The 21,457-nt window shown below is 40.4% G+C and carries 23 protein-coding genes, 1 rRNA gene and 2 riboswitches; of the genes, 10 read left to right on the top strand and 14 right to left on the bottom strand.

Features of this window, described 5'->3' with window-relative positions; all coding sequences use genetic code 11:
* The 6 genes from LC090_RS19235 to LC090_RS19210 all read right to left on the bottom strand — a co-directional run.
* Window positions 1–92 (bottom strand): 16S ribosomal RNA (locus tag LC090_RS19235); the annotation flags it as partial.
* Between the two features lie 380 nt (window positions 93–472).
* Window positions 473–1,792 (bottom strand): TrkH family potassium uptake protein, encoded by a 1,320-nt coding sequence (locus LC090_RS19230; RefSeq protein WP_226659674.1) that lies wholly within the window; start codon window positions 1,790–1,792, stop codon window positions 473–475.
* 243 nt (window positions 1,793–2,035) lie between these two features.
* A complete protein-coding gene (locus LC090_RS19225; RefSeq protein ID WP_226659672.1) occupies window positions 2,036–2,380 on the bottom strand; it encodes a CHY zinc finger protein in 345 nt (114 codons plus the stop codon).
* 47 nt (window positions 2,381–2,427) lie between these two features.
* A complete protein-coding gene (locus LC090_RS19220) occupies window positions 2,428–2,745 on the bottom strand; it encodes a hypothetical protein (RefSeq protein WP_226659671.1) in 318 nt (105 codons plus the stop codon).
* A gap of 175 nt (window positions 2,746–2,920) precedes the next feature.
* Window positions 2,921–3,424 (bottom strand): DoxX family protein, encoded by a 504-nt coding sequence (locus LC090_RS19215; protein WP_226659669.1) that lies wholly within the window; start codon window positions 3,422–3,424, stop codon window positions 2,921–2,923.
* A 159-nt stretch (window positions 3,425–3,583) separates the two neighbouring features.
* Window positions 3,584–4,756: an MFS transporter gene (locus LC090_RS19210; RefSeq protein WP_226659668.1), complete on the bottom strand. Its 1,173-nt coding sequence runs from the start codon at window positions 4,754–4,756 to the stop codon at window positions 3,584–3,586.
* 255 nt (window positions 4,757–5,011) lie between these two features.
* Between LC090_RS19210 and LC090_RS19205 the strand changes: the two genes are divergently transcribed.
* Window positions 5,012–6,079, top strand: coding sequence for an ATP-binding protein (locus LC090_RS19205; protein ID WP_226659667.1), 1,068 nt, complete (start codon window positions 5,012–5,014; stop codon window positions 6,077–6,079).
* Window positions 6,080–6,088: 9 nt separating this feature from the next.
* Here LC090_RS19205 and LC090_RS19200 read toward each other — a convergent pair whose 3' ends face one another.
* Window positions 6,089–6,970: an alpha/beta fold hydrolase gene (locus tag LC090_RS19200; RefSeq protein ID WP_226659666.1), complete on the bottom strand. Its 882-nt coding sequence runs from the start codon at window positions 6,968–6,970 to the stop codon at window positions 6,089–6,091.
* Window positions 6,971–7,084: 114 nt separating this feature from the next.
* Here LC090_RS19200 and LC090_RS19195 point away from each other — a divergent pair, with 114 nt between their 5' ends.
* Window positions 7,085–7,603, top strand: coding sequence for a GNAT family N-acetyltransferase (locus tag LC090_RS19195; protein ID WP_226659665.1), 519 nt, complete (start codon window positions 7,085–7,087; stop codon window positions 7,601–7,603).
* Window positions 7,604–7,651: 48 nt separating this feature from the next.
* On the opposite strand, the gene LC090_RS19190 is transcribed toward LC090_RS19195, so the two are convergent.
* The 5 genes from LC090_RS19190 to LC090_RS19170 form a co-directional block, all read right to left on the bottom strand.
* A complete protein-coding gene (locus LC090_RS19190) occupies window positions 7,652–8,185 on the bottom strand; it encodes an acireductone dioxygenase (protein ID WP_226659663.1) in 534 nt (177 codons plus the stop codon).
* Between the two features lie 24 nt (window positions 8,186–8,209).
* Window positions 8,210–8,833 carry a methylthioribulose 1-phosphate dehydratase gene (locus tag LC090_RS19185; protein ID WP_226659694.1) on the bottom strand — a complete coding sequence of 208 codons (624 nt, stop codon included), beginning with the start codon at window positions 8,831–8,833 and terminating at the stop codon, window positions 8,210–8,212.
* Window positions 8,796–9,494, bottom strand: coding sequence for a 2-hydroxy-3-keto-5-methylthiopentenyl-1-phosphate phosphatase (locus LC090_RS19180; RefSeq protein ID WP_226659662.1), 699 nt, complete (start codon window positions 9,492–9,494; stop codon window positions 8,796–8,798). Before LC090_RS19180 ends, LC090_RS19185 begins: the two co-directional genes overlap by 38 nt.
* Window positions 9,491–10,690, bottom strand: coding sequence for a 2,3-diketo-5-methylthiopentyl-1-phosphate enolase (locus tag LC090_RS19175; protein ID WP_226659660.1), 1,200 nt, complete (start codon window positions 10,688–10,690; stop codon window positions 9,491–9,493). The genes LC090_RS19180 and LC090_RS19175 overlap by 4 nt, the downstream gene beginning before the upstream one ends.
* 118 nt (window positions 10,691–10,808) lie before the next feature.
* A riboswitch (SAM riboswitch) is annotated at window positions 10,809–10,918 on the bottom strand.
* An 84-nt stretch (window positions 10,919–11,002) separates the two neighbouring features.
* On the bottom strand, window positions 11,003–12,175 hold the full coding sequence (locus tag LC090_RS19170) for a pyridoxal phosphate-dependent aminotransferase (RefSeq protein WP_226659659.1): 1,173 nt from the start codon (window positions 12,173–12,175) through the stop codon (window positions 11,003–11,005).
* Between the two features lie 102 nt (window positions 12,176–12,277).
* Between LC090_RS19170 and LC090_RS19165 the strand changes: the two genes are divergently transcribed.
* The 6 genes from LC090_RS19165 to LC090_RS19140 all read left to right on the top strand — a co-directional run bounded on the left by LC090_RS19165 (window position 12,278) and on the right by LC090_RS19140 (window position 19,338).
* Window positions 12,278–13,060 (top strand): carbon-nitrogen family hydrolase, encoded by a 783-nt coding sequence (locus tag LC090_RS19165; RefSeq protein ID WP_226659657.1) that lies wholly within the window; start codon window positions 12,278–12,280, stop codon window positions 13,058–13,060.
* Window positions 13,061–13,146: 86 nt separating this feature from the next.
* Window positions 13,147–13,284, top strand: a riboswitch (SAM riboswitch).
* A gap of 112 nt (window positions 13,285–13,396) precedes the next feature.
* On the top strand, window positions 13,397–14,608 hold the full coding sequence (mtnK, locus tag LC090_RS19160) for an S-methyl-5-thioribose kinase (RefSeq protein ID WP_226659656.1): 1,212 nt from the start codon (window positions 13,397–13,399) through the stop codon (window positions 14,606–14,608).
* A complete protein-coding gene (gene mtnA, locus LC090_RS19155; RefSeq protein ID WP_226659655.1) occupies window positions 14,609–15,673 on the top strand; it encodes an S-methyl-5-thioribose-1-phosphate isomerase in 1,065 nt (354 codons plus the stop codon).
* Window positions 15,670–16,803, top strand: coding sequence for a sugar ABC transporter substrate-binding protein (locus tag LC090_RS19150; RefSeq protein WP_226659654.1), 1,134 nt, complete (start codon window positions 15,670–15,672; stop codon window positions 16,801–16,803). The genes mtnA and LC090_RS19150 overlap by 4 nt, the downstream gene beginning before the upstream one ends.
* Window positions 16,800–18,308: a sugar ABC transporter ATP-binding protein gene (locus LC090_RS19145; RefSeq protein ID WP_226659652.1), complete on the top strand. Its 1,509-nt coding sequence runs from the start codon at window positions 16,800–16,802 to the stop codon at window positions 18,306–18,308. The genes LC090_RS19150 and LC090_RS19145 overlap by 4 nt, the downstream gene beginning before the upstream one ends.
* Before the next feature lie 55 nt (window positions 18,309–18,363).
* A complete protein-coding gene (locus LC090_RS19140) occupies window positions 18,364–19,338 on the top strand; it encodes an ABC transporter permease (RefSeq protein WP_226659693.1) in 975 nt (324 codons plus the stop codon).
* Between the two features lie 25 nt (window positions 19,339–19,363).
* Here LC090_RS19140 and LC090_RS19135 read toward each other — a convergent pair whose 3' ends face one another.
* Window positions 19,364–19,699, bottom strand: a complete 336-nt coding sequence (locus LC090_RS19135) for a YmaF family protein (protein ID WP_226659651.1) — start codon at window positions 19,697–19,699, stop codon at window positions 19,364–19,366.
* 163 nt (window positions 19,700–19,862) lie between these two features.
* Between LC090_RS19135 and LC090_RS19130 the strand changes: the two genes are divergently transcribed.
* Both LC090_RS19130 and LC090_RS19125 read left to right on the top strand, forming a co-directional pair.
* A complete protein-coding gene (locus LC090_RS19130) occupies window positions 19,863–20,588 on the top strand; it encodes a glycerophosphodiester phosphodiesterase (protein WP_226659649.1) in 726 nt (241 codons plus the stop codon).
* A gap of 98 nt (window positions 20,589–20,686) precedes the next feature.
* Window positions 20,687–20,776, top strand: a complete 90-nt coding sequence (locus tag LC090_RS19125; protein ID WP_098446576.1) for a YjcZ family sporulation protein — start codon at window positions 20,687–20,689, stop codon at window positions 20,774–20,776.
* Between the two features lie 50 nt (window positions 20,777–20,826).
* On the opposite strand, the gene LC090_RS19120 is transcribed toward LC090_RS19125, so the two are convergent.
* Window positions 20,827–21,351 carry a YtxH domain-containing protein gene (locus LC090_RS19120; protein WP_226659645.1) on the bottom strand — a complete coding sequence of 175 codons (525 nt, stop codon included), beginning with the start codon at window positions 21,349–21,351 and terminating at the stop codon, window positions 20,827–20,829.
* Window positions 21,352–21,457 lie beyond the last annotated feature (106 nt).

Genomic DNA, 21,457 nt, shown 5'->3' with positions numbered 1-21,457 from the left:
TCAGGGAGCAAGCTCCCATCTCTTCGCTCGACTTGCATGTATTAGGCACGCCGCCAGCGTTCGTCCTGAGCCAGGATCAAACTCTCCGATAGAAAGCTTAATCTAGCTTTTAAAACAATTTGTTTCCGTAGAAACAACTACTTACATGGCGTTTCGTTCAGTTTTCAAAGATCGATTTGTTTCTATTAAACTCAGTTTATTTCTCCCGAGTGACAACTTCTATCTTACCAGCAACTCTTCCGCAAGTCAATGCTTTTTTTAAAATGCATTTTCGTATGTAAGTTGTTGCTTGTGTTTCGAAGTGACAAGAAACATCTTACCATGTGTGTGATATATCGTCAACAGTTTTTAGTTATTATTTTTCTGAACTTAAAATGGCCGGTTTACGCAAACGCGTAAACCGGCCAATCCTCTAATTTTATAACCGTTTTCTTCCTATACGTTTTGGTGAATTTGTTAAGTCAATTAAAACTCAACCCGTAAGTACTTCTTCTTCAGGATATCTAATTTTTGGCGTTTTTTTAGAAGCGAAAATAAAGGCCAGTGTGAGAGGACCTAGCTTACCTACCATCATAATGATAATAATCGTCATCTTCCCAATACTATCTAGTGTTCCTGTTATCCCCATTGAAAGTCCCACTGTACCAAATGCAGATACGACTTCAAACAAATTTGCTAGAAATGGAGTGTTTTGCGTAAGTTCTAAAATAAATACGCCCACTAGGACCACTCCCGTTGAGATCACCGTAATGGCAAGAGCTTTAATAATAACCGAAAAAGCTAGTGTCTTATGAAAAACCGTTACTTCATTCTTTCCCTTTATGAATGTATTAACCGAGAGAAGCATCGCAATAAACGTCGTAAGCTTAATTCCTCCACCCGTAGAAGCACTTCCTGCTCCAATAAACATGAGGCAAATCGTGAAGAAGAGGGAAGCTTCCTCCATACTTCCGATATCAATCGAATTAAACCCTGCGGTTCGAGGGGTCAGCGCTTGAAAAAAAGCTGCCCATCCCTTTCCCGGACCATTCAATTGACCTAGAGTAGAAGAATTATTCCACTCAAGGGTAATGATGACAAGAAAAGCAAGCACATTAATAATGAGACTTCCTATCACCATTAACTTCGTGTGAAGCGACCACTCTCTAAAGTGCTTCTTCTCCTTTAAATCAATCAGAACAGTAAACCCTATTCCTCCTAAAACAAACAACATTGTGATGACAAGATTAATAATTGGATCTCCTACATAGGAAGAAAGACTATCTGACCAAATCGAAAACCCAGCATTATTATAAGCTGAGATTGAGTGAAAGATCGCTACATAAATGCCTGTTCCTACCCCGTATTCAGGAATCCACCGTGCAGAAAGAATAACAGCTCCAAACATTTCAATTAGAATCGAAAAAACAAGCAGACTTCTAACTAACTTAATAATTCCTCCCATTCCTTTTTGATTCAAAGCCTGAGTAATCAAAAGGCGTTGGGAAATTCCGATTTTCTTTCCTATCAATAGGAAAATAACAACAGCAAATGACATAATACCAAGTCCACCAACTTGAATAAGAACCATAATAACAAGCTCACCAAAAAACGTATAAACCGCCCCTGTATCGACAACGACAAGACCAGTAACAGTAATGGCAGATATTGCTGTAAACCAGGCATCTAACCAGCTAACGGGTGTGGTCGTTGCCTGAGGTAATTTCAATAAAGCTGTTCCGATCGTACTAACAACAAGAAATAGAAGCAGTAATGCTCGCGGGGGATAAAGAAAGATTTTTTTCAACATCATGATTAGATTCCTTCTTTCAAAATCGCGCTAATAAGCTAACTAGTTCGAAATAAGTCCTTCTGCTACTAATTCTGTGAATTCAACAATCGAATCTGAAGATGTGATCACAAAAGAAAAAACACAGAGCTCCTGTGTTTCATTAACAACAGTTGTGCTTTATTTTCGACTCTGCTTAAGGAGCGTATAGAACTTCATTGTAAGATTGAAATAATAATACCTCCATCTTCTCCCCAAGTAAAGCGATTATTTTTCCGTTTTCAATTCATCAAAATAAAGATGATAATGTCGTCTACACCCCTCATTATAGGAAGCCTTGCAGTAGGGGCAAATAAATTTAGTTCTTAAGTATTCCTTAATTGTTAATTCAGAATTGCACTTTCCACATAAAACGGCTTTGTGATTATATTTTTCCTTTGGCCATACTTCGACGGGATGATCAGCCGTTTCTTCATGACACAAGAAACATGGATAATAGGTATCACAACAATAGAATTTAATTGCAATAACATCTCGTTCACTGTGATAATGTTCGCATCGCGTTTCATTATCTACGATTTTTCCTCTGACTGAAATATGATCTTGCTTCATCTCTATCTCCTCCTAAAACACGTAATGAACTTATCCTATTATCCACTTCAACACCATGAATCTTTATAGGACCTTTCATGCTTTACTATGTATCCAGGCATACATATTTTACAGAAAGAATAACCTTTTGTTTGTCTCATTTCTTCAGTTATCTTAAGAAGCTCTTGAAGATTATCAGAACATATTTTTTCGACTCTTGTTCTTGCACCAACATCTTTCTCTCGCCAAAGTGTACGACAAGTAGCCACATGAAGTTTATTATAAGCTGCATCTTTTCCTTTGAAATGATTAAAAACATACCCATTTGGATTAGCACTGTGCCAATTCAAATAGCGGTCTTCATTTTTTTTAAATATCCCGATCATGGTCTAGCCTCCCAAATTATTAATCACTAAACCAATTTCGCTGTTCCTTTCCATCTGCCTCTTTACTTTTTATTACAGTTCCTCCTCTTTTTTTATTTAACTGTAATGTTTCGCTTGCCTTAACCTTTCTAATTATCAAATCAAAAAAGGCTCCGTTTTCACGGAACCTCTTTTTTTAATGATGAATGACTGGCTTCACCTGTCGCATATGAATGCTTTTCTTGATATATGGAATAACCCAACGATCAAGACCTATTTTAGCGGCATTGTACCCGGCAATTAATACGAGCATTCCGAGAATAACCATCATGGGATTCGTGCTAGTTGTACCGCTAAACAAGAATGCAAAGTTCATCACAATTCCCATGAATGCCGCAAGAGTTGTGAAAGTACCAAGTATTAAACCAAGTCCAACTAAAAACTCTCCCCATGGGATTAAGACATTAAAGAAGTCGACATTAGGAATTGCAACACTTTCTAAAAAGCTGGCCCACCATCCTTGAACAGCTGGATGTTCTCCACCAGCACTTGCAACTGCTCCCTGCAAGAAACCATTTGCATCAAAACCACTTGTTATTTTTGTCCAGCCAGCCGTGAGCCATTGATAGCCTAAAAACAATCGAATAAGAAATAGAATTCCAGTAGCCCCCTTGTTCTCTCTTAAGAAATGAACAAACATACTCCTCACGCTCCCATACCCATATTCTTATCACATCTTCATGGTAGCCCGGTTTCGATGATCCGTCTGTGACAACTATCACCATAGGTATCTGGTTTATTTCAACATAATTCGGGTATGAAATAATTGCATAATAAAAAGGACAGAAATGAATCTGTCCTAAGCGTAACTTTCGTCCGCTTTTATTTTTCTCTTATCAACGATGCGATAGAAGAGTAATACGATACACCCAACGAGAGTGCAGCATCCCATTACGGCATACAAAGTTGCCCCAGAAGATCTTTCAAGAATCAATCCTCCAAACAATGAGCCAAGTATCCCTGATAACCCAAAGAAAACAGAGATAAATAGAAGATGTCCAGTAGCCTGCATGTGATCGGGTACTAACCTTGTCACATATTGAAACGCAGCAATGTAAAAAACACCAAACGTTACACCGTGAAAAATTTGGAGAAGAATGACGGCAACCGGTCCCCCCATATACGCTAATCCAAACCATCTTACTGCGTAAATCAAACCAGCAATTATAATAAAGACAATTTCATTAAAACGTTTGAACCAGTAATGACTTGTAGCGAAGATAATTGCTTCACTTGCTACAGCAACAAACCATGCGAGTCCAATTTGAGACTCATTTCCACCAAGTTCTGTCAGATAAAGTCCTATGAAACTATCATTGGCACGATGTGGAATGGTTAAAAATAAGATTATCCCTAAAAAAAGAAGAAAACGACCATTCTTACCAATCTTTATTGCATCAAAAACAGTCACAGGTTTATGATGTGTTTCAACATCTGATACTCTTAAGGCAGTAAGGAAAGCAATCATAATCATAAACATAAAAGGGATTAGAATCATACTAATACCAAAAAGCGCGAAAAATTGCCCAACAAGTAACGTTGACACGGCAAAACCAATCGATCCCCAAGTTCGTATACTTCCAAAATTTTTATTCACGCTTGCAGCTGTTTTTACAGCAAGACTATCCCCCAGTGCACCGGTCGGAGACATAAACACATAGAACACGGCTGCTGAGATTAAGATGAACATGTAATGACTATTCGTTAAGAGAAAAACGCTCACGATCGCTACTCCAACTAGGGTGACAAGGAGAACCTTTTTTATCGTTCCAAATTTGTCACTCATATAACCCCAAAACGGTTGAGCTAGTATAGCTGCGAGTGGCCCAATTGCAAGAATAGATCCTATTTTACTTTCCGACATACCGCTATGTTGAAAATAAACTGGCATAAAGCTAATAATAATTGTATTTGCCCCATGAAAAAAGAATAGAAACAAACTCAGGAAAAAGACTGTATCCCTTTTAGCCATGTAATAAGAAACCCTTCCTTCCAACAGATGAATGACTGTACTCAAAATACTTCTTTTAACTCTATAGCATGATGAATCGAATTGCAATCTTCTTCCAGTAGAAAAACGAGCTTGCTAACGCCACTCATTTCTCTGTTCAATCGCTACAAAACGTCAATCATTTACGAATATCGATCATAATTAGAAGGGAATATGCATATCTTGTAGAAATATCCAATTAGTGAGATGTCAAAAAGCTGATTATGGGGGATTTCTATGGAAAAGGGAAGCGAGCTAAAAGATGCAAGTTTAGATATCATTTTTCATCATATTTCAGATCTTATCTTCCAAATTAAGGTCATTGATGTGCATCATTATGAAATCGAAGCAGTAAATGAAGCTTATCTCTCCAGCTATGAAACGTCCAAAGAAGCTATATCCGGCAGAAGAATAGAAGATTTTCTCGGTGTTGATCAGGGGATACAAGCCATTAGAAGATTCCAAGAAGCTATTATTCGTAAAAAGACAATTCAATTCGAAGAAGGATACTCTTTCCCAAAGCAGGGATACAAAATATTTGATATTACCCTTGTCCCCCTCATAGAAGAAGGGACGGTAGGAAGATTAATTGGCGTAGCAAAAGATATAACAGAAAAACGAATGAATGAAGAGCATCTTGCACAATCAGAAAAACTATCCATTGTCGGTCAGCTTGCGGCAGGAATTGCACACGAGCTTCGAAACCCTCTCACTTCTTTAAAAGGTTTTTTAAAATTAATTCAGTTTAGGAATACTGATCAAGACATAGATCGCTATGTGCAGGTAATGGATTCAGAGTTTCATCGAATTGAGCAAATCATTGATGAATTTTTGATTCTCGCCAAACCAACAAAATCTCATTTTCAAAACAACCATATCCACCTTATATTGGATGAAGTAATTGAATTACTAAGCGGTCAGGCTAACATGAAAAGCATTATTTTAAAAAAGGAATACCCTTCTTCTCTCTCTCCCATTTATAGTGAAAGTAACCAACTTAAACAAGTTTTTATTAACCTCATAAAAAATGCGATGGATGCGATTGGTGAAGAAGGCGAAATCATCATTAAAGCCAGGGAACTAGTAGAACACTTACAGATTCAAGTGATTGATAATGGTAGCGGCATAGCAGATGAAGAACTTGAAAAGCTAGGCTCCCCTTTTTTCACCACAAAAAAGAATGGCACAGGACTTGGACTCACGATTTGCAAGCGAATTGTTAAGAAGCATAAAGGTACTTTTACCGTTGAAAGTAAGGAGGGCGAAGGAACAATTATTACATTGAAGCTACCCATAAGCGTCTAATAGCCCTCTTTACTTGGGGGTTATTGTTCGTACTCCACTGTTAGTTTTTTCGTGTAACCAATTTTCAATCATTTTGAAGGTTTCTTCAGGTTTTTGCCAATGTAGGACATGACCCGTTTTTGGAATAGCCCTGATCATACACTCTTCTCCTAATTCCCTTTGCATCCTGACTGCTTCCTGGTTTCTTATCCCTTCACCTTCTTCAGGGAGCGTTGCTCTTATTAAAAAAGTCGGAACGTGTACCCGGGAAAATATTTCGCGGCAAGGCTCATGGTAGAGTGACTTTGCAATAGCCCTCACCGTATTTTCACTTGCCCTCATGGCTACGCCGCCCGCTACTTCCTTCATATCTCTCTGTACCATCTGCTTCAACTCATGGCTCCACCTACCAATCTCATCTTTCTTCTTTTCCTCATATTCTTCTATGCTTGGATAATAACTTTCCTTTACCCACTGTGACATGTGCTCAAGGAGTTGCTCTAATGTTTCTGAAAGATCTTCATCAAAATGGAGATAACCTCCATCAATCATCACCACGCCTTTTACCCTATCAGAAAACTGACTACTAAAATGGAGTGCCAGAGCCGCTCCCCAAGAATGCCCAATTAAAAATACAGGTTGATCACCTAAGGCAAGGCAAACTTTTTCAAGCCATTTAGATAGAAATTGAAAAGAATAACTTTTTTCTTCATTAAATGACGGTGTCTCACCGTGACCAGGTAAATCAATCGAATAAAGGTAAAAATGATCTTGAAGTTCTTCAGCCATTTCATAAAAACCTAGTGCATTGTTCGTCAAACCATGAAGAAGAATAATGGTTGGATTAGATTGATTTCCCCATTCAAATCCACAAACGTCGAGCCCTTCTACGTTCAATTTTATTTTTTTCATACTACTCATTCCTTCCCTTTGTAGAACTTACCTGATTAATTCGACTAGCAGGATTCATTCCCTTTTTCTAGAAAGGAGTGAAGTAAGAAATCATTGGTGATAAGGAGAGCTTCCATGAAAATTAGAAAAGCCACAAAAGATGATGCTCTAGCAATCGCAACTGTTCATGTGAATAGCTGGAAAACGACCTATCAGTTGCTCATTCCAGAAGATTATCTAAACTCACTCGATATTGAAATAAGGAAAGCACGTTGGAAAAAGCTAATTGCAGACGGTAGTCCTATTTTTGTAGCAGTTGATCAAGATGAAATCATTGGGTTTGCAAATGGTGGGCAAAATAGATCTGAATCTTATCAATATGATGGAGAGCTGTATGCGATTTATCTTCTTAAGGAAGCACAGCGAAAAGGTGCTGGTAAAATGCTGCTATGTTCTGTTGCGAAAGAGCTAAAAAAAGAATCGTATCGCTCAATGCTTGTTTGGGTATTGAATGGGAACCCCGCTTCGCAGTTTTACCAAAGCTTTCATCCACTTGAAATTGCTCAGAAAGAAATTGAAATTGCAGGTAAAAAACTTTTAGAAACGGCTTTTGGTTGGCCAGATCTCGATGATTTGATTGCTACATGTAGCTAACAATGAATGAAAGAAAAAGTGGCCGTAGACATTCACGGCCACTTTCATTTAGTTTACACTTTCTTTTTCTTCATAAGGGTGGGCTACCCAGCCTGATGGGTCAATGAAAAGCCGGACGGCTACAACCTGACGATCATCCATTAATGTGAAAAAGTGCGGTGTATCCACTGGAACTGAAATCACATCACCAGGGTCTAATTCCACATCAAAATATCCGACGCTCCCTTTGATCACAAAAATACCATGTCCAGCAGTAATGGCCCTCACTTCATCTTCCGTATGAACATGAACTTGTTCAAATTTCTTCAGAATGGTATCAAGTTCCGGCGTTTCTTCAGAAAGAGCCACCACGTCCCAGTTTCCATATCCATTCCGTTCAGCTAGCGAACGAATTTCTTCATTAAATACAGTTAAAATTTCGTTCTTTTGTTCGTCATTGATTTGACAGTTACCTCTTAATTCTAGTGGAAGTTTTTCCACTTGCCACTGTTCATAAAGCACGCCTTCTTGTTGTAAAAATGAGCTTACGGCGTTCTTTCCCTCAATCACTTCTCCTGAATTCCTTACTTTAATTACCGCCATTGCTTCTTCCTCCTTTATAATTGTTTAGCTTACAACTGGTTGGAAGCTTCTTAATTTAAGTTCATAGCTAAATAAAAACTCAAAAGCTTCTAAATATTTTTTGGCTTCAAACCCATTGCGTCCCCATACCGTAATGCCGTGATTTTTCATTAATACTGCTTTCGTTTCTTTCTTGATGACATTCACGACATCTTGAGCAAGTAAAGAAAGGTCATTTGTATTTTCAATGATGGGAACGTCTATTTGATCATGTTGTCCCCATAATCCAAACGCCTTGATTAATTCAACACCCTTAAAAGTGACTTTCCCTTCCGAGCTAAAAAGTTCTGAGATCACATTGTTATCGACCGTGTGGACATGCAAGCAACATCCGGCATCTGTGTTTGAATAGATGGCCTGGTGAACAATCGTTTCAGCAGATGGTTTTAGAGAAGTCTTTTCAATGGCCTTACCGTTTCGATCGACCAAAATAAAATCTTCCTCTGTTCGTTTTCTTTTATCTTTTCCACTGGCTGTGACGAGAAATTGAAGAGGCTCATCACTTACTTTTATGGAGAGATTGCCACTTGTTCCTGGAAACCAATCACGCGCTGCTAACTCATCTTTTATATCAGCAAGTTCGTTCCAACGTTTCTCTACTATACTCATCATAAACCTCCTGTTCTTCTGCTAATTTTCTAATAATGTCATGAAAAGACTCAAACGGAACTGCAGAGATACCAAGAGCCTTACATTTCTCCGCTAAGTAATCTCTTGCAAATACTTGATCTGCCTGTTTGGCTGCTTCTAGATCTGTAATAGAGTCACCAATCACAATTTTTCGATATGCTTCTCCCTCAAATCGCCTTAAAATTCCTGGCTTGCAGCAACCGCAATCATTCGTACAGTCCTCGCCACACGCATAGGGCCATGTAATGGTAATGGTTTTGTTCGTAAAGTCGCTTCCATTGCAGAAAATATTCTCCTCTGGAATGCCAAAGGGCTCGAGGAGTGGATAAACAAAGAAATCAATGCCTCCGCTTACAATATAAAGTTCAATTTCTTCGCGTCTCGTATAATTAACAAATTCGGAAAATCCCTGTCTAACCTCCGTGGTGTCTAATAAATATTCAAGCAACTCTTTTTTTCGAGCGGATGGAATCAGGTGAAACATTTGCCCTACACCTTCTCGAATAGAAAGATTTTGTGCTAGAACATCATCTTTTATTTGCTCCCACTCTTTCGGCGCAAATCGTTTCATTAAGGAAACGATATTATCACTATTTGTAATCGTGCCATCAAAATCACAAAATATTATCGGCTTTTTCATCGAATCACCTCTGTGCTTCCCCACTTTGTAAGTGCCTGGTGAAGTTCATCACTATTAAGCGAGGCCTCTTCAAGAGTTTGATTTGTCAGAACGGCTTTAATCGCATCTCGGAACGCTTTTCCACCAGAAGCAGCTCCCCCCGGATGACCATGTACGCCTCCTCCAGCGTTAATGACGCATTCTTTTCCAAAGTCCTGGATCAACAGAGGAACCAATCCAGGATGAATGCCCGCGGATGGCACCGGGAATGTCCTGTTTAGTTGATTCGTTTCCGTTAAGAAGGAGGCTGTTGCGAGAGCCTCGTTTCGATCAAGTGCTACACTTCCGTAAGGGGAGGGGAAAAGGGAAAAATCAGCGCCTGCTATTCGAAGTAATTTGCCAAGTAATAGCGAATAACTTATGCCGTAGGTGCTTGATGCAGCCATTGCTCCTGAGAAAGAAGGATGAGCCATTATTGGAACTGGGATCTCTTTCTCTTCTACAAGAGATTGTAAGACGTCTAGCCCATATGTAAAAACATTAAACAAAAGAGCATCTGCTCCTAACTCAACAGCGCGCTTTGCTTGATCCTTCAAGTTGGCGGTTCTGCCTGTTAAATTAACCGCATAACGTGTTCGCTTCCCGGTAATTTCTGACGTTTCGTCCAACACTTTTTTCAAAGCAGGTACTCGTTTTTCAAGAGGTGATAACTCATTTTCGAAAAGAATTTCGTCATCTTTCACGAAATCAACTTTCCCAAGTGCTTGGGCCTGCATCTGCTGTTCTAATTCTCGCAGCGGCTTTCCAATAACCCCTTTAAATATACTCATTAAAAGCGGTCGGTCATGCGCATCAGCAAGCTTTCGGATGCCCTTAATGCCAAAAGCGGGCCCTGGAAATGCTTTAAGGAGCTCATCTGAAAACGTTAAATCTAGGAGTTTAATTTCTCCATCAAGAGAAAGTTTACCGAAAACCGTGGTTAAAATCGCTGGAATGTCAGCACTAAAATTAATAGCTGGATATGAGATTACGATGATTCCCTTCTCTTCTCTCTCCTCGACCAGAACCACTTCTCCTTTATGTTTTTGCAACTGTTCTTTTTCTAATAATGGGAGATTCGTCCACGTTCCAACGGTTAAGCCCAGGGCAATTGATTCGGCACGCTGTGCTAATTGATGGTCGTTATTCACAAGATAGGTGGCTATAAGTCGACTCATTGCCTTCATTCCTTTCAGTCAATCTGAGTTTCGCGCTTTTGTATTTGTAAGAAGCCATTCGCTTTTCACACAAAAAAGACCCCTTCACGAGGAAGAGGTCTCTATCACCATGCTCTTCCTCTTATCTTCCAGCTTTTGCTGCGAGAATTAGCACCGTGTTTTTAAGAAAACTTAAAAATCGGTTGCCGGGCTTCAAAGGGCTCGTCCCTCCACCTCTCTGGATAAGAGTATGCAATTTATTCGTTTTAGTAATTGATTTGAATTATGCCAGACGTAGGAAATTCTGTCAATCCGTTTTTTCATTTTTCTGAATCAAAAGAGATTAAGAGACTTAATGCGCTCAACAGCTTCTCTTAGTTTCTCTTCAGAAGTGAGTAGCCCTACTCGTACATAGCCCTCACCGTATTTTCCAAAACCATTACCAGGTGCGACCACAATCTGTACGTTTTCAAGCAAGTACTCTGCAAAACTTTCTGAAGTAAAAGATTCGGGTACCTTCAACCAGGCGAAAAACGATCCCGCAGGAGAAGTCACATCCCAGCCAATGTCATGGAGTCCTTGAATAAGAACATTTCGTCTTGACTCATACGTTTCACGAAGATCTTCTACACACTGCTGTGATCCAAGCAAAGCTTCAGCAGCGGCTTCTTGTACCGCACTAAATAGACTGACATAAAAATGATCCTGAAGGAGATTGATGCTCTCAACAACAGATTGATTTCCAACTGCAAATCCTACACGCCATCCCGCCATATTATATGTTTTGGAAAGGGTATAGATTTCAATTCCATTGTCTTTAGCACCCTCTGTTTCCAAAAAGCTAATCGGTCGCTCTCCATCAAACCCGATCGCACCGTAAGCGAAATCATGTACAACACAAATATCATTCGTCTCTGCAAAACGGACTGTTTCCTCAAAGAAGCACTTCGTTGCGACAGCTGCAGTTGGGTTGTTGGGATAATTTAAAAACATCATTTTCGCTTTTTTTAATGAATCCTCTGGAATCGCATCATAGTCTGGTAAAAAATGATTTTTCTCAAGCAACGGCATCATTTGCATATCCGCTTCAGCCATCGCGACACCTGACCAATAATCAGGATAACCCGGGTCTGGAACGAGTGCCACATCACCTTTATTTAGTAAACATTGACTGACCTCGACAAGGCCTGCTTTTCCACCGAAAAGAACAGCTACTTCGGTCTCAGGATCAAGCTCCACTCCGAATTCCCGCTGATAGAAATCGGCAACTGCCTGCTTTAAAAATGGCTGTCCCCGAAAAGGCGGATATTTGTGATAACTAGGCTTTTCTGCTGCATTCTGCAAGGACTTAATAATATGATCGGGTGTTGGCTGATCAGGATTTCCCTGTCCAAGATTAATGATGTCATAACCCGCCTCTACATAGCGGTTTACTTTTCCAGCAAGCTTCGCAAAAAATTGTTCCGGTAGTCGTTTAAGCGCATCCGAAGTTTGAAATTGTTTCAAAGAATCACATCCTGTTAAAATTTTCGTGAAATTCTAGTAAATTATGTTATCTTGGATACACAATCATGTAAAGCTTATTTTGTAAGCGAGGAGGAGAAAACAATGAAAAAAATCGCTCTGTTGCAGTTTGATATTGCGTTTGGAAACCCGGAAGAAAATTTCTCTAAAGTGGAAGAGCTCGTTTCTAAGGCTGTTCACGACAAACCAGATATTATCGTTTTACCAGAAATGTGGTCGACTGGTTATGATTTATCGCGACTTGATGAAATTGCAGATACAAATGCAGAAAAGTCTATATCTTTTCTTTCAAAATTGGCCAAAACGAATCAGGTGAGTATAGTAGGTGGCTCAATTGCAAAGCAACACAATGATCACGTCACGAATACGATGCTCGTTTTCAATCGAGATGGGCAGCTTATCCATGAGTATAGCAAAGCCCATCTATTTCGGTTGATGAATGAAGAGAAATACCTCGTATCAGGAAATGAGAAAAGCCACTTCACACTTGAAGAACTCCCAAGTGCCGGATTCATCTGTTATGATATTCGCTTTCCAGAGTGGCTTCGCCTTCATGCCGTTGAAGGAGCTCAAGTTTTATTCGTTCCAGCCGAATGGCCGAAACAGCGTACAGATCATTGGCGTGCCTTACTAATGAGTCGTGCCATTGAAAATCAGTGCTACGTCATTGCTTGTAACCGGGTCGGGTCAGATCCAGATAATGCGTTTGGTGGACATTCTTTAATCATTGATCCATGGGGAACGATTATCGCAGAAGCAGGCGAAGAGGAAACGATATTAACAGGCTCAATTGACGAAGAAGAAATTTCATCAATCCGGAGTCGCATCCCCATCTTTGAAGATCGACGACCAGATATTTATAAATAAAATTCAAAATATTATTGACAAATGCATCTGTTTCTCTGTAACATACATTTCAAGCGAAAAAATTGTAAAATAATTTCATAAACTTTCTCTTATCAAGAGCAGGCTGAGGGATTTGGCCCTATGACGCCCAGCAACCGACCGATTCTTAAGTACATCTATACAGGATGGCTTAGATGGCACGGTGCTACTTCCAACAGGATGACTTTCATCCTGGAAGATAAGAGGTGTGAAGGATATTTGTCTTCAAGCCTCTTTCTTCGGAAAGAGGCTTTTTTGTGTCTTTTAAACAAGAATCCTTCTTTACATAATCTATTATTTTTGAAAGGAGACTTACACATGTCTTTTCAAGTTAAGTCGGGATATATACCATTTACACAAGAAACCGTTGTTCATTTTTTAGTGCAGCACAATTTCATCGATCCCTCTGCCCCCCTTCTCGTAAAGGAAATTGGGGATGGAAATTTAAACTATGTATTCCAGGTTCAAAACAAAGCAACAGAGGAATCCTGGATCGTCAAACAAGCTTTGCCTTATGCCAAGGTTGTTGGTGAGTCCTGGCCACTTACGCTCGATCGCTCCAGAATTGAGAGCGAGGCTCTCAAGCAAGCTCATTCGCTTGTTCCAGAATTTTCCCCAATTGTTTATCTGCATGACTCAGAAAAAGCGGCAACAGTGATGGAAGATTTATCATCGCATACGATTTTGCGCAAAGGACTGATTGAAGGACGTGTCTACCCTGAGCTTGCAAAAAATGTCGGTACTTATCTCGCTCACACGCTCTTTTTCACTTCTGATTACGGTCTTGGTTCTGCAAAAAAGAAAGAGCTTGCTAAACGATTTAGCAATCCAGATTTATGCGGGATCACGGAAAGTCTCGTGTTTTCAGATCCCTTCTACAATGCTGAAAGCAACGCATTTACAGAAGAGCTTCGACCAGATGTTGAAATTTTGTGGGAAGATCAAGACTTCCTAACTGAAGTTGCTTCGCTTAAACATTCCTTCTTAACAAAAGGAGAGGCCTTAATACACGGGGACTTGCATACAGGTAGCTTGTTCGTAACAGCAAGATCCACAAAAGTAATCGATCCTGAGTTCGCTTTCTATGGCCCAGTAGGATTTGATATTGGTGCTTTTATTGCCAATCTTGCACTTAGTATTCTTTCCCAAGAAGCCCATCGAACGGAAGAAGAAAAAGATGGATATCTCGCTTATCTTTTTGGTGTAATCACTGAAGTTTGGCACGTTTTTGAATCTACTTTTCGATCACTCTGGGACACATACCTATCAGAAGATAACCTCTATTCCAGAAGCTATCTTGACATTTATCTTCACTCTATTTTTGTCGATAGTATTGGGTTTTCGGGTTGTAAGATTATCCGGAGAACGATTGGGCTTGCTCATGTAGAAGAAATTGAGACAATCACTGATCCAGTAACCAAGCTCGCGATTGAAAGAAAAGCCTTACATCTTGGAAAAAAACTTATTCTAAAACGTAAAAACATTGATTCAATTGAAGATTACATTGAAATGATTCAGGAGGTGCTTTAAATGACTTTCATTTCTTCTCTACAGTGGAAAGGGGATCATCTCCTCCTGCTGGATCAACGGCAGTTACCACATCAAGAAATCTATCTGAAACAAACGGCGATTGAAGATGTGTGGAACAGCATATCTGCCCTTGTCGTTCGCGGTGCACCTGCCATTGGAATTGCGGCTGCGTATGGCCTTGTTCTTTGGAGTCAACACGCAGAAACCAATGAAGTATCAACTTTTAAAGCAGAGTTACGTACACAAGGAGAGTATCTCGCGTCTTCTAGACCCACTGCCGTGAATCTCTCATGGGCGATTGATCGTATCATTCGAGTTAGTTTTTCTTTGCCAACTGTTGAAAAAATGAAAGAAGCCATTCTTAAAGAGGCGACGATCATTCATCAAGAAGATGAACTCGTTTGCCAACGAATTGGAGAACACGGACTTAAGCTACTAAAGGATGGAGATACCATCCTCACTCATTGCAACGCAGGAGGAATTGCTACAGCTAAATATGGAACTGCGCTGGCCCCCCTTCATTTAGCGAAGCAGAATGGGCTGTCCATTTCCGCGATTGCAACGGAAACGAGACCCGTTCTCCAGGGTGCACGACTAACCGCGTGGGAGCTTGAACGCGCTGGTATTGATGTGACGCTGATTACAGATAGTATGGCTGCGCACGTATTGAAAACAAAGAAAATCGCAGCGGTTATCGTTGGCGCAGATCGAATCGCCGCAAATGGAGACACCGCTAACAAAATTGGTACGCTCGGCCTTGCTCATATTGCGCAAGCCTATCAAGTCCCTTTCTATGTTGCAGCACCTCTCTCTACGATTGATTATTCCGTCCCTCATGGAGATGCCATTCCAATTGAAGAACGGGATCCAAAAGAAATCACACACTATCAAGGCGAGCGTGTCGCAGCTGAAAATATTAAGATCTTCAATCCTGCATTTGACGTAACGCCACATCACTTAATCAAAGGCATCATTACAGAACATGGCATTATTCGAACACCATACGAAGAAAACCTTGTTCACCTTTCTTTACCAGATGATAAAAATACGGAGGTACATTCATGAAACGCTTAGGACTTATTCTATCGATTCTTCTTCTAATTGTTCTTGCTGCTTGTACAAGTGAGCAAGATGCTGTGAGTGAACCAGAAGCAAGCACAAACGAAACAAATGAGACGACTTCAAAAGTATCCGAAGAAACCTCTCAAACTTCATCAAACATTCCAAAAGAGGTTCAAAAGCCGATTAAAATTGCTGCGATTATGCAAGCATCGCTCGGAACATTCTCTTCGCAGTATGTGAAAGGGGTTGAAGATCAAGTTGAAAAGTTTGGAGGAAGTGTGCAAGTATACAATGCCGATAATGATCTTTCGAAAATGGCGACACACCTTGATACTGCGATCAACCAGAATGTGGATGCGATTTTAATCGATCATGGTCGAGCAGATGCCCTTGAAGCCGGAGTTAAGAAAGCAGTAGAGAAAGATATTCCTGTTGTCGTCTTTGACAGTGATATTAATGTCCCAGGTGTAACCGTTATCGACCAAGATGATTACAGCCTTGCCTGGGATACCTTAAAAACACTAGCTCAGGATCTAAATGGCGAAGGCAATATTGTTTACGTTTGGGTAGGAGGATTTGCTCCGATGGAACGACGAAATGCGATTTACGAAGCTTTCCAGGAGCGATATCCAGGAATAAAAGAAATCGCGAAATTCGGAACAGCAAGTGCCAATACAGCTCTTGATACGCAAACACAAATGGAAACGATCCTAAAACAATATCCAAACAAAGGGGACATTGACGCTGTTTTTGCCCCATGGGATGAATTTGCTAAAGGCGCTACTCGTGCGATTGAACAAGCAGGTCGAGATGAAATCAACGTTTACGGAATTGATATGAGTGATGAAGACCTCCAAATGATGCAGAAAGAAAATAGCCCCTGGCTGTCGTCTGCTGCGACTGATCCAGCTGAAGTAGGACGTGTGCAAGTCCGATTTGCATACCAAAAAATAGCTGGAGAAGAAACACCTGAAATCTTTTCACTCGATCCTCATCTTGTAAAGCAGTCTGATTTGCCTGAAGAAACAATCTCGATGGACGAGCTTGGAGAATACGTCGAAGGATGGGGATCTTCAGAAGCCGCCACATCGCCGTGGATGGAAAAGCTCATTAAAGAGGCCGATGCTAAATGAAGCAATTAACGATCGAAAATATTTCCAAATCATTCGGCACGACTCCTGTGCTAAAGAACGTATCACTAACGATTCATGCAGGGGAGGTTCATGCCTTACTCGGCACAAACGGAGCTGGTAAAAGTACGCTCATGAAAATCGTTTGTGGAGACTATGAACGAGACAGCGGTTCGATTTCATTAAATGGTCAACCTTTATCCATTCGTAATCCTTCTGATGCAAAGAAAGCAGGAATTGGAATCGTCGTACAAGAAGTCGACACCGCTCTCTTCCCTGCCCTTTCAGTATCAGAAAATATATGGGCTGATTCTCTAAATGACTCTCCTTTTAAACTTTACTCTTCTAACAAAGAGCGTAAAAAAACGAAGCAATTACTTGAGACACTCGGAATCCCTTTGGATCCTACTAAGCTGGCTTCTGAATGCACGCTTTCAGAAAAACAACTCATTCTCATTGCTCGTGCTATGGCTCATGACGTTCACTATTTAATCCTTGATGAACCTACTGCTCCACTTAGCATAGAAGAAACGAAACTTTTATTTGATCTTATACACAAGCTAAAAAGGAAAGGCGTCGGAATTATATACATCTCTCACCGTATGCCTGAAATCGAAAAAATAAGCGATCGTTTTACGATTTTACGCGATGGAAACGTTCATCTCACCGCAGAGACAAAAGCAATTTCAACTGATGAGATCATTGCCAACATGGTTGGATCAGCAATTGGAAAGAAAAAAAATCGAAACAGAATAGGAACAAATCACACTTTGTTTCGGGCTGAGGATGTATACGTTCCCGAAACGAGAAAAACCATTAATTTATTATTGAATCAAGGGGAAATCATTGGGATCGCAGGACTTGTAGGAGCAGGAAAGTCTGAAACGGCTTTAGCCTTGTTTGGTGCCTCAAAGCCCCAAAAGGGGAAGATTCACCTTCATAATCGCACCTATCGCTTTCGCTCTCCTGGTGACGCCATTAAAGCTGGTGTCTGCCTCATCCCAGAGGAAAGAAGACAGACGGGGATTTTACTAGATTTTTCGTTAACCGAGAACTTAACACTCCCTTCATTAAGACGACACTCCAAAAAGGGCTTACTAAATCGAAAGAAGGAAGAAAGCTATGCGTCTAGTCAAATCAATCAGCTTGGTATCAAGGCTGCTTCAGCCCAGGAACCCATTCATTACCTGAGTGGTGGAAACCAACAAAAAGCTTCGATCGGAAAGTGGCTTTATGAAGATCAGAACGTATTTCTTTTTGATGAACCGACCAAAGGCATCGATGTTAAAGCAAAGGCTGAAGTATTAGAACTCATTAAGCTACTCGCTGATGAAGGGAAAGGGATTCTTTATTTCTCCAGTGAAATCGATGAACTTCTTGAAATATCCGATAAAATCCTTGTCATGTACGATGGAGAAATCACCGCCACTTTAACGGGAGATGACATGAATCACGCATCCATTATGCAAGCAGCAACAGGAGGTAAAGCCATTGAAATCAACAGCTGAGTTAATAGAAACACAAAGTCAACCTGCTCTTCAATCACCTATTAAAAATAAAGCAATCAGTTTTTTTGTGAAATACGGCACGCTTCTCGTAATCGTTGCCCTTATTTTAAGTTTCACTATTTTGAACGATCGCTTTCTAACCTATAGTAATTTTGCTGATATTCTCCGTTCAATCTCGATTGTGACACTTGTTGCACTTGGAGTGACATTCACCCTTATTGTTGGAGGGTTTGATCTTTCAGTTGGATCGACGGTTAGTCTTGCTACGATCGCAAGTGCTGCTTCCCTTGTCTGGTTTAGGCAGGAACTTCTTGTCGCCCTTCTCATCCCTATCCTTCTCGGGATCGCGATTGGCTTAATCAATGCTTTTATTACAATCAAAATTAGAATACCTGATCTTCTTGCAACACTTGCTGTCATGTATATCGTAAACGGCATTCAATTAACTTACACAAAAGGATTTTCAATCTACAATAATATGCCAATGAGTGACGGAACAACGGCACCGGGCAAGTTTATCCCCTCTTTTCTTTTTATAGGACAAGGAGAAATTGCAGGCGTTCCGTTTCCCGCTATTTTTATGATTTTTTGTGTCATTTTGGTTCACCTTTTTCTTACCTATACACGCGCTGGTCGATTGCTTTATATGACAGGAAGCAATCGCGAGGCTGCTAGACTGTCAGGGGTCGCCGTTCAACGATACCGAACACTCGCTTATGTGTTAAGTGGTTTATTTGCTAGTATTGCTGGCATTGTACTCGCTTCTCGTATTGGCACAGGTCAAGTTTCTGCAGGCGCCCCCCTTTTGATGGATGGTGTCGCCGCAGCACTAATCGGCTACTCTGTACTCGGTGCAGGTAAGCCAAACGCGATCGGTACATTTATTGGTGCGGTATTGATTGGCATTCTTCTCAATGGACTAACCATGTTAAATGTCCCTTACTATGCTCAAGATATTATTAAAGGAACGATTTTAATAGGGGCTCTTGCCTTTACTTTCTATCAAAACAAGCGCGAAATAAAAATGTAATAAAGGCGATGCACCGCATCGTCTTTTACCAATTTAAAGGATAATTGCCTATAGGAAGACTCGTTTTGCCTGAAAAATAATGTTTATGGTTTTCTTTTGATTTCGTTTCTCCACTAAAAATATGATAATGACCACCCATTGGTAAAGCAATTGGTGGACCTGACTCTACGCTATAGCGATGTTGGTGGCCTTCATCTATAACCGTTATCCCTTCAATTCGATGAACATGCTGATCATAAGAGGTTCCGTTTATCGGAAAACTGAATCCTAAAATCTGCAAATGGTGATGATTCAACCGCTCTTCCACATCCCCCTTGAAGTAATGAGAATGCGCTTCTGGTAATTCAAATCCTTTACCCAACTTCCCACTCCTTTCTGCTCAATTAACATCTATGCAAGCTTCCCCTATACAGAACCAAATGATTTCAATAGGAAAGTAGGCAATCAAAAACAAAGGGAAACCTCCTCTCATGGGCGAATACCATTAGAGAGATCCTTCTAACAAAACGAGAGTGAGGTGACTTATGGCTTCATCTTTTCATATTTATGGACATCGTGGTTCATCAGGTACACATCCTGAAAATACACTTCCTTCATTCCAGGCGGCTCATAAAGCTGGCGCTCACGGCATCGAACTTGATGTCCAGTTAACCAAAGACCTTATACCTGTCGTCATTCATGACGAACGAGTTGATCGAACGACTAATGGCATTGGGTTTGTGAAAGACTTCCTATACAAAGATTTGGCACGACTAGATGCAGGACAAACTTTCTCTAGTCGCTTTCAAGGGGCGTCCATTCCTTCTTTAAAGAGTGTTTTAGAATGGCTCACCTCCACTTCTCTTGTTTTAAATATTGAACTGAAAAATGCGATCTTCCCATATGAACATTTAGAGAGTTGTGTACTTGACCTACTTACTCATTATGAGCTTTGTGATCGAACGATTATCTCTTCCTTCAATCACTATAGTATTCAGCAGCTCGCTCAAAGAAGTAGCAAAGTTGAAACAGCTATTCTTTTAATGGAAAAGCTAGTTGAACCGTGGGACTACCTCCAACACGTTGGTGCTAGCAGTATTCATATTGAGTGGGAAGTGATTGATGACCATTTTATGAGCAATACGCAAAAGCGCGGCATTCCTGTTCGTGCTTTCACGGTAAATGAACCTCATCAAATTAATGCGCTCAAAACCGCTGGCTGTTCCGCAATATTTACTGATTTCCCTGCCATTGCAGTCCGAACTAAATAAGCCTCTTCTCCCTAAAAAGGGCATTCGCCTATGTCCCCATTCTCCTCCTCCCACATACGTTAGTAAGGAAGCGACACATATTGACGGGAGGAACAACGATGAGTGGATACGGATACGGTCAAGGTTTCGCGTTAATCGTAGTTTTGTTTATTCTTTTAATTATCATTGGTGCATCTTACATTTATTAAAAGAAAAGGACTTCCGCACACGATGCGGAAGTCCTTTTTTATGGTATAAATTATAGCGTTGTATTTGGAGACGTCTTCGGATTCACTGACGTGCTACCAGGCGTACGCGTTTCACTGCCAGGTATGTTAGTTGGCTCATACTCATTTTCACTTGATTCTGTTACTTCCTGTCCGGCATCCTTCACTTTACTACCAATGTCCTTTAAATCTTCACTCGCTTCTCTTGCCGAAGAAAGGACTTCAGTTGAATCTTCCTTCACTTGATTCACCTGGTCTACCACATCATCATTCACTTTTTCATAGAGGGCCTGAGCATCGTTCATCGCTTCTTTTAAAACAGAAGAAGCTGATTGAATGCGATCCATCCAGTCGTCCTTCACTTCGCTCGGGTTTTCTTTCACACGTGTATAAAAACCTTTTGAAGAGTCTTTAAACGTACCAGCGGTTGTTCTCACTTTATTTCTCGTTGTTGAGTCAAGCATCGCTACCGCTCCACCTACAATTGCACCTACTAAAATCCCTTTTACAAGCTTACCATTCTTCTCATTGTTTACTGCCGTAGTCGTTGTTTGCATGATGATTCCTCCTATTGTCTTTCTTAGTTTACTTAGCTAGTTTTTTCTTTCCCTTTATGTTAAAAGCTAAACTAGCAAATTTGGCCTGAACTTCCAACTTCGCATT

The sequence above is a fragment of the Guptibacillus hwajinpoensis genome (assembly GCF_020524165.1).
GTDB lineage: Bacteria > Bacillota > Bacilli > Bacillales > Guptibacillaceae > Guptibacillus > Guptibacillus hwajinpoensis_D.
Note: the sequence above shows the minus strand (reverse complement) of the source record. Positions and strands in the feature narration are given on the sequence as shown.

Bases quoted from the DNA above. Each gene is read 5' to 3' on its own strand.
- LC090_RS19150 (WP_226659654.1), top strand. From the start codon at position 15,670: ATGAAACGCTTAGGACTTATTCTATCGATTCTTCTTCTAATTGTTCTT.
- LC090_RS19175 (WP_226659660.1), bottom strand. From the start codon at position 10,690: ATGAGTCGACTTATAGCCACCTATCTTGTGAATAACGACCATCAATTA.
- LC090_RS19225 (WP_226659672.1), bottom strand. From the start codon at position 2,380: ATGAAGCAAGATCATATTTCAGTCAGAGGAAAAATCGTAGATAATGAA.
- LC090_RS19120 (WP_226659645.1), bottom strand. From the start codon at position 21,351: ATGCAAACAACGACTACGGCAGTAAACAATGAGAAGAATGGTAAGCTT.
- LC090_RS19180 (WP_226659662.1), bottom strand. From the start codon at position 9,494: ATGAAAAAGCCGATAATATTTTGTGATTTTGATGGCACGATTACAAAT.
- LC090_RS19130 (WP_226659649.1), top strand. From the start codon at position 19,863: ATGGCTTCATCTTTTCATATTTATGGACATCGTGGTTCATCAGGTACA.
- LC090_RS19220 (WP_226659671.1), bottom strand. From the start codon at position 2,745: ATGATCGGGATATTTAAAAAAAATGAAGACCGCTATTTGAATTGGCAC.
- LC090_RS19210 (WP_226659668.1), bottom strand. From the start codon at position 4,756: ATGGCTAAAAGGGATACAGTCTTTTTCCTGAGTTTGTTTCTATTCTTT.
- LC090_RS19185 (WP_226659694.1), bottom strand. From the start codon at position 8,833: ATGAGTATAGTAGAGAAACGTTGGAACGAACTTGCTGATATAAAAGAT.
- LC090_RS19200 (WP_226659666.1), bottom strand. From the start codon at position 6,970: ATGAAAAAAATAAAATTGAACGTAGAAGGGCTCGACGTTTGTGGATTT.
- LC090_RS19190 (WP_226659663.1), bottom strand. From the start codon at position 8,185: ATGGCGGTAATTAAAGTAAGGAATTCAGGAGAAGTGATTGAGGGAAAG.
- LC090_RS19205 (WP_226659667.1), top strand. From the start codon at position 5,012: ATGGAAAAGGGAAGCGAGCTAAAAGATGCAAGTTTAGATATCATTTTT.
- LC090_RS19195 (WP_226659665.1), top strand. From the start codon at position 7,085: ATGAAAATTAGAAAAGCCACAAAAGATGATGCTCTAGCAATCGCAACT.
- LC090_RS19165 (WP_226659657.1), top strand. From the start codon at position 12,278: ATGAAAAAAATCGCTCTGTTGCAGTTTGATATTGCGTTTGGAAACCCG.
- LC090_RS19215 (WP_226659669.1), bottom strand. From the start codon at position 3,424: ATGTTTGTTCATTTCTTAAGAGAGAACAAGGGGGCTACTGGAATTCTA.
- LC090_RS19125 (WP_098446576.1), top strand. From the start codon at position 20,687: ATGAGTGGATACGGATACGGTCAAGGTTTCGCGTTAATCGTAGTTTTG.
- mtnK (WP_226659656.1), top strand. From the start codon at position 13,397: ATGTCTTTTCAAGTTAAGTCGGGATATATACCATTTACACAAGAAACC.
- LC090_RS19230 (WP_226659674.1), bottom strand. From the start codon at position 1,792: ATGATGTTGAAAAAAATCTTTCTTTATCCCCCGCGAGCATTACTGCTT.
- LC090_RS19145 (WP_226659652.1), top strand. From the start codon at position 16,800: ATGAAGCAATTAACGATCGAAAATATTTCCAAATCATTCGGCACGACT.
- mtnA (WP_226659655.1), top strand. From the start codon at position 14,609: ATGACTTTCATTTCTTCTCTACAGTGGAAAGGGGATCATCTCCTCCTG.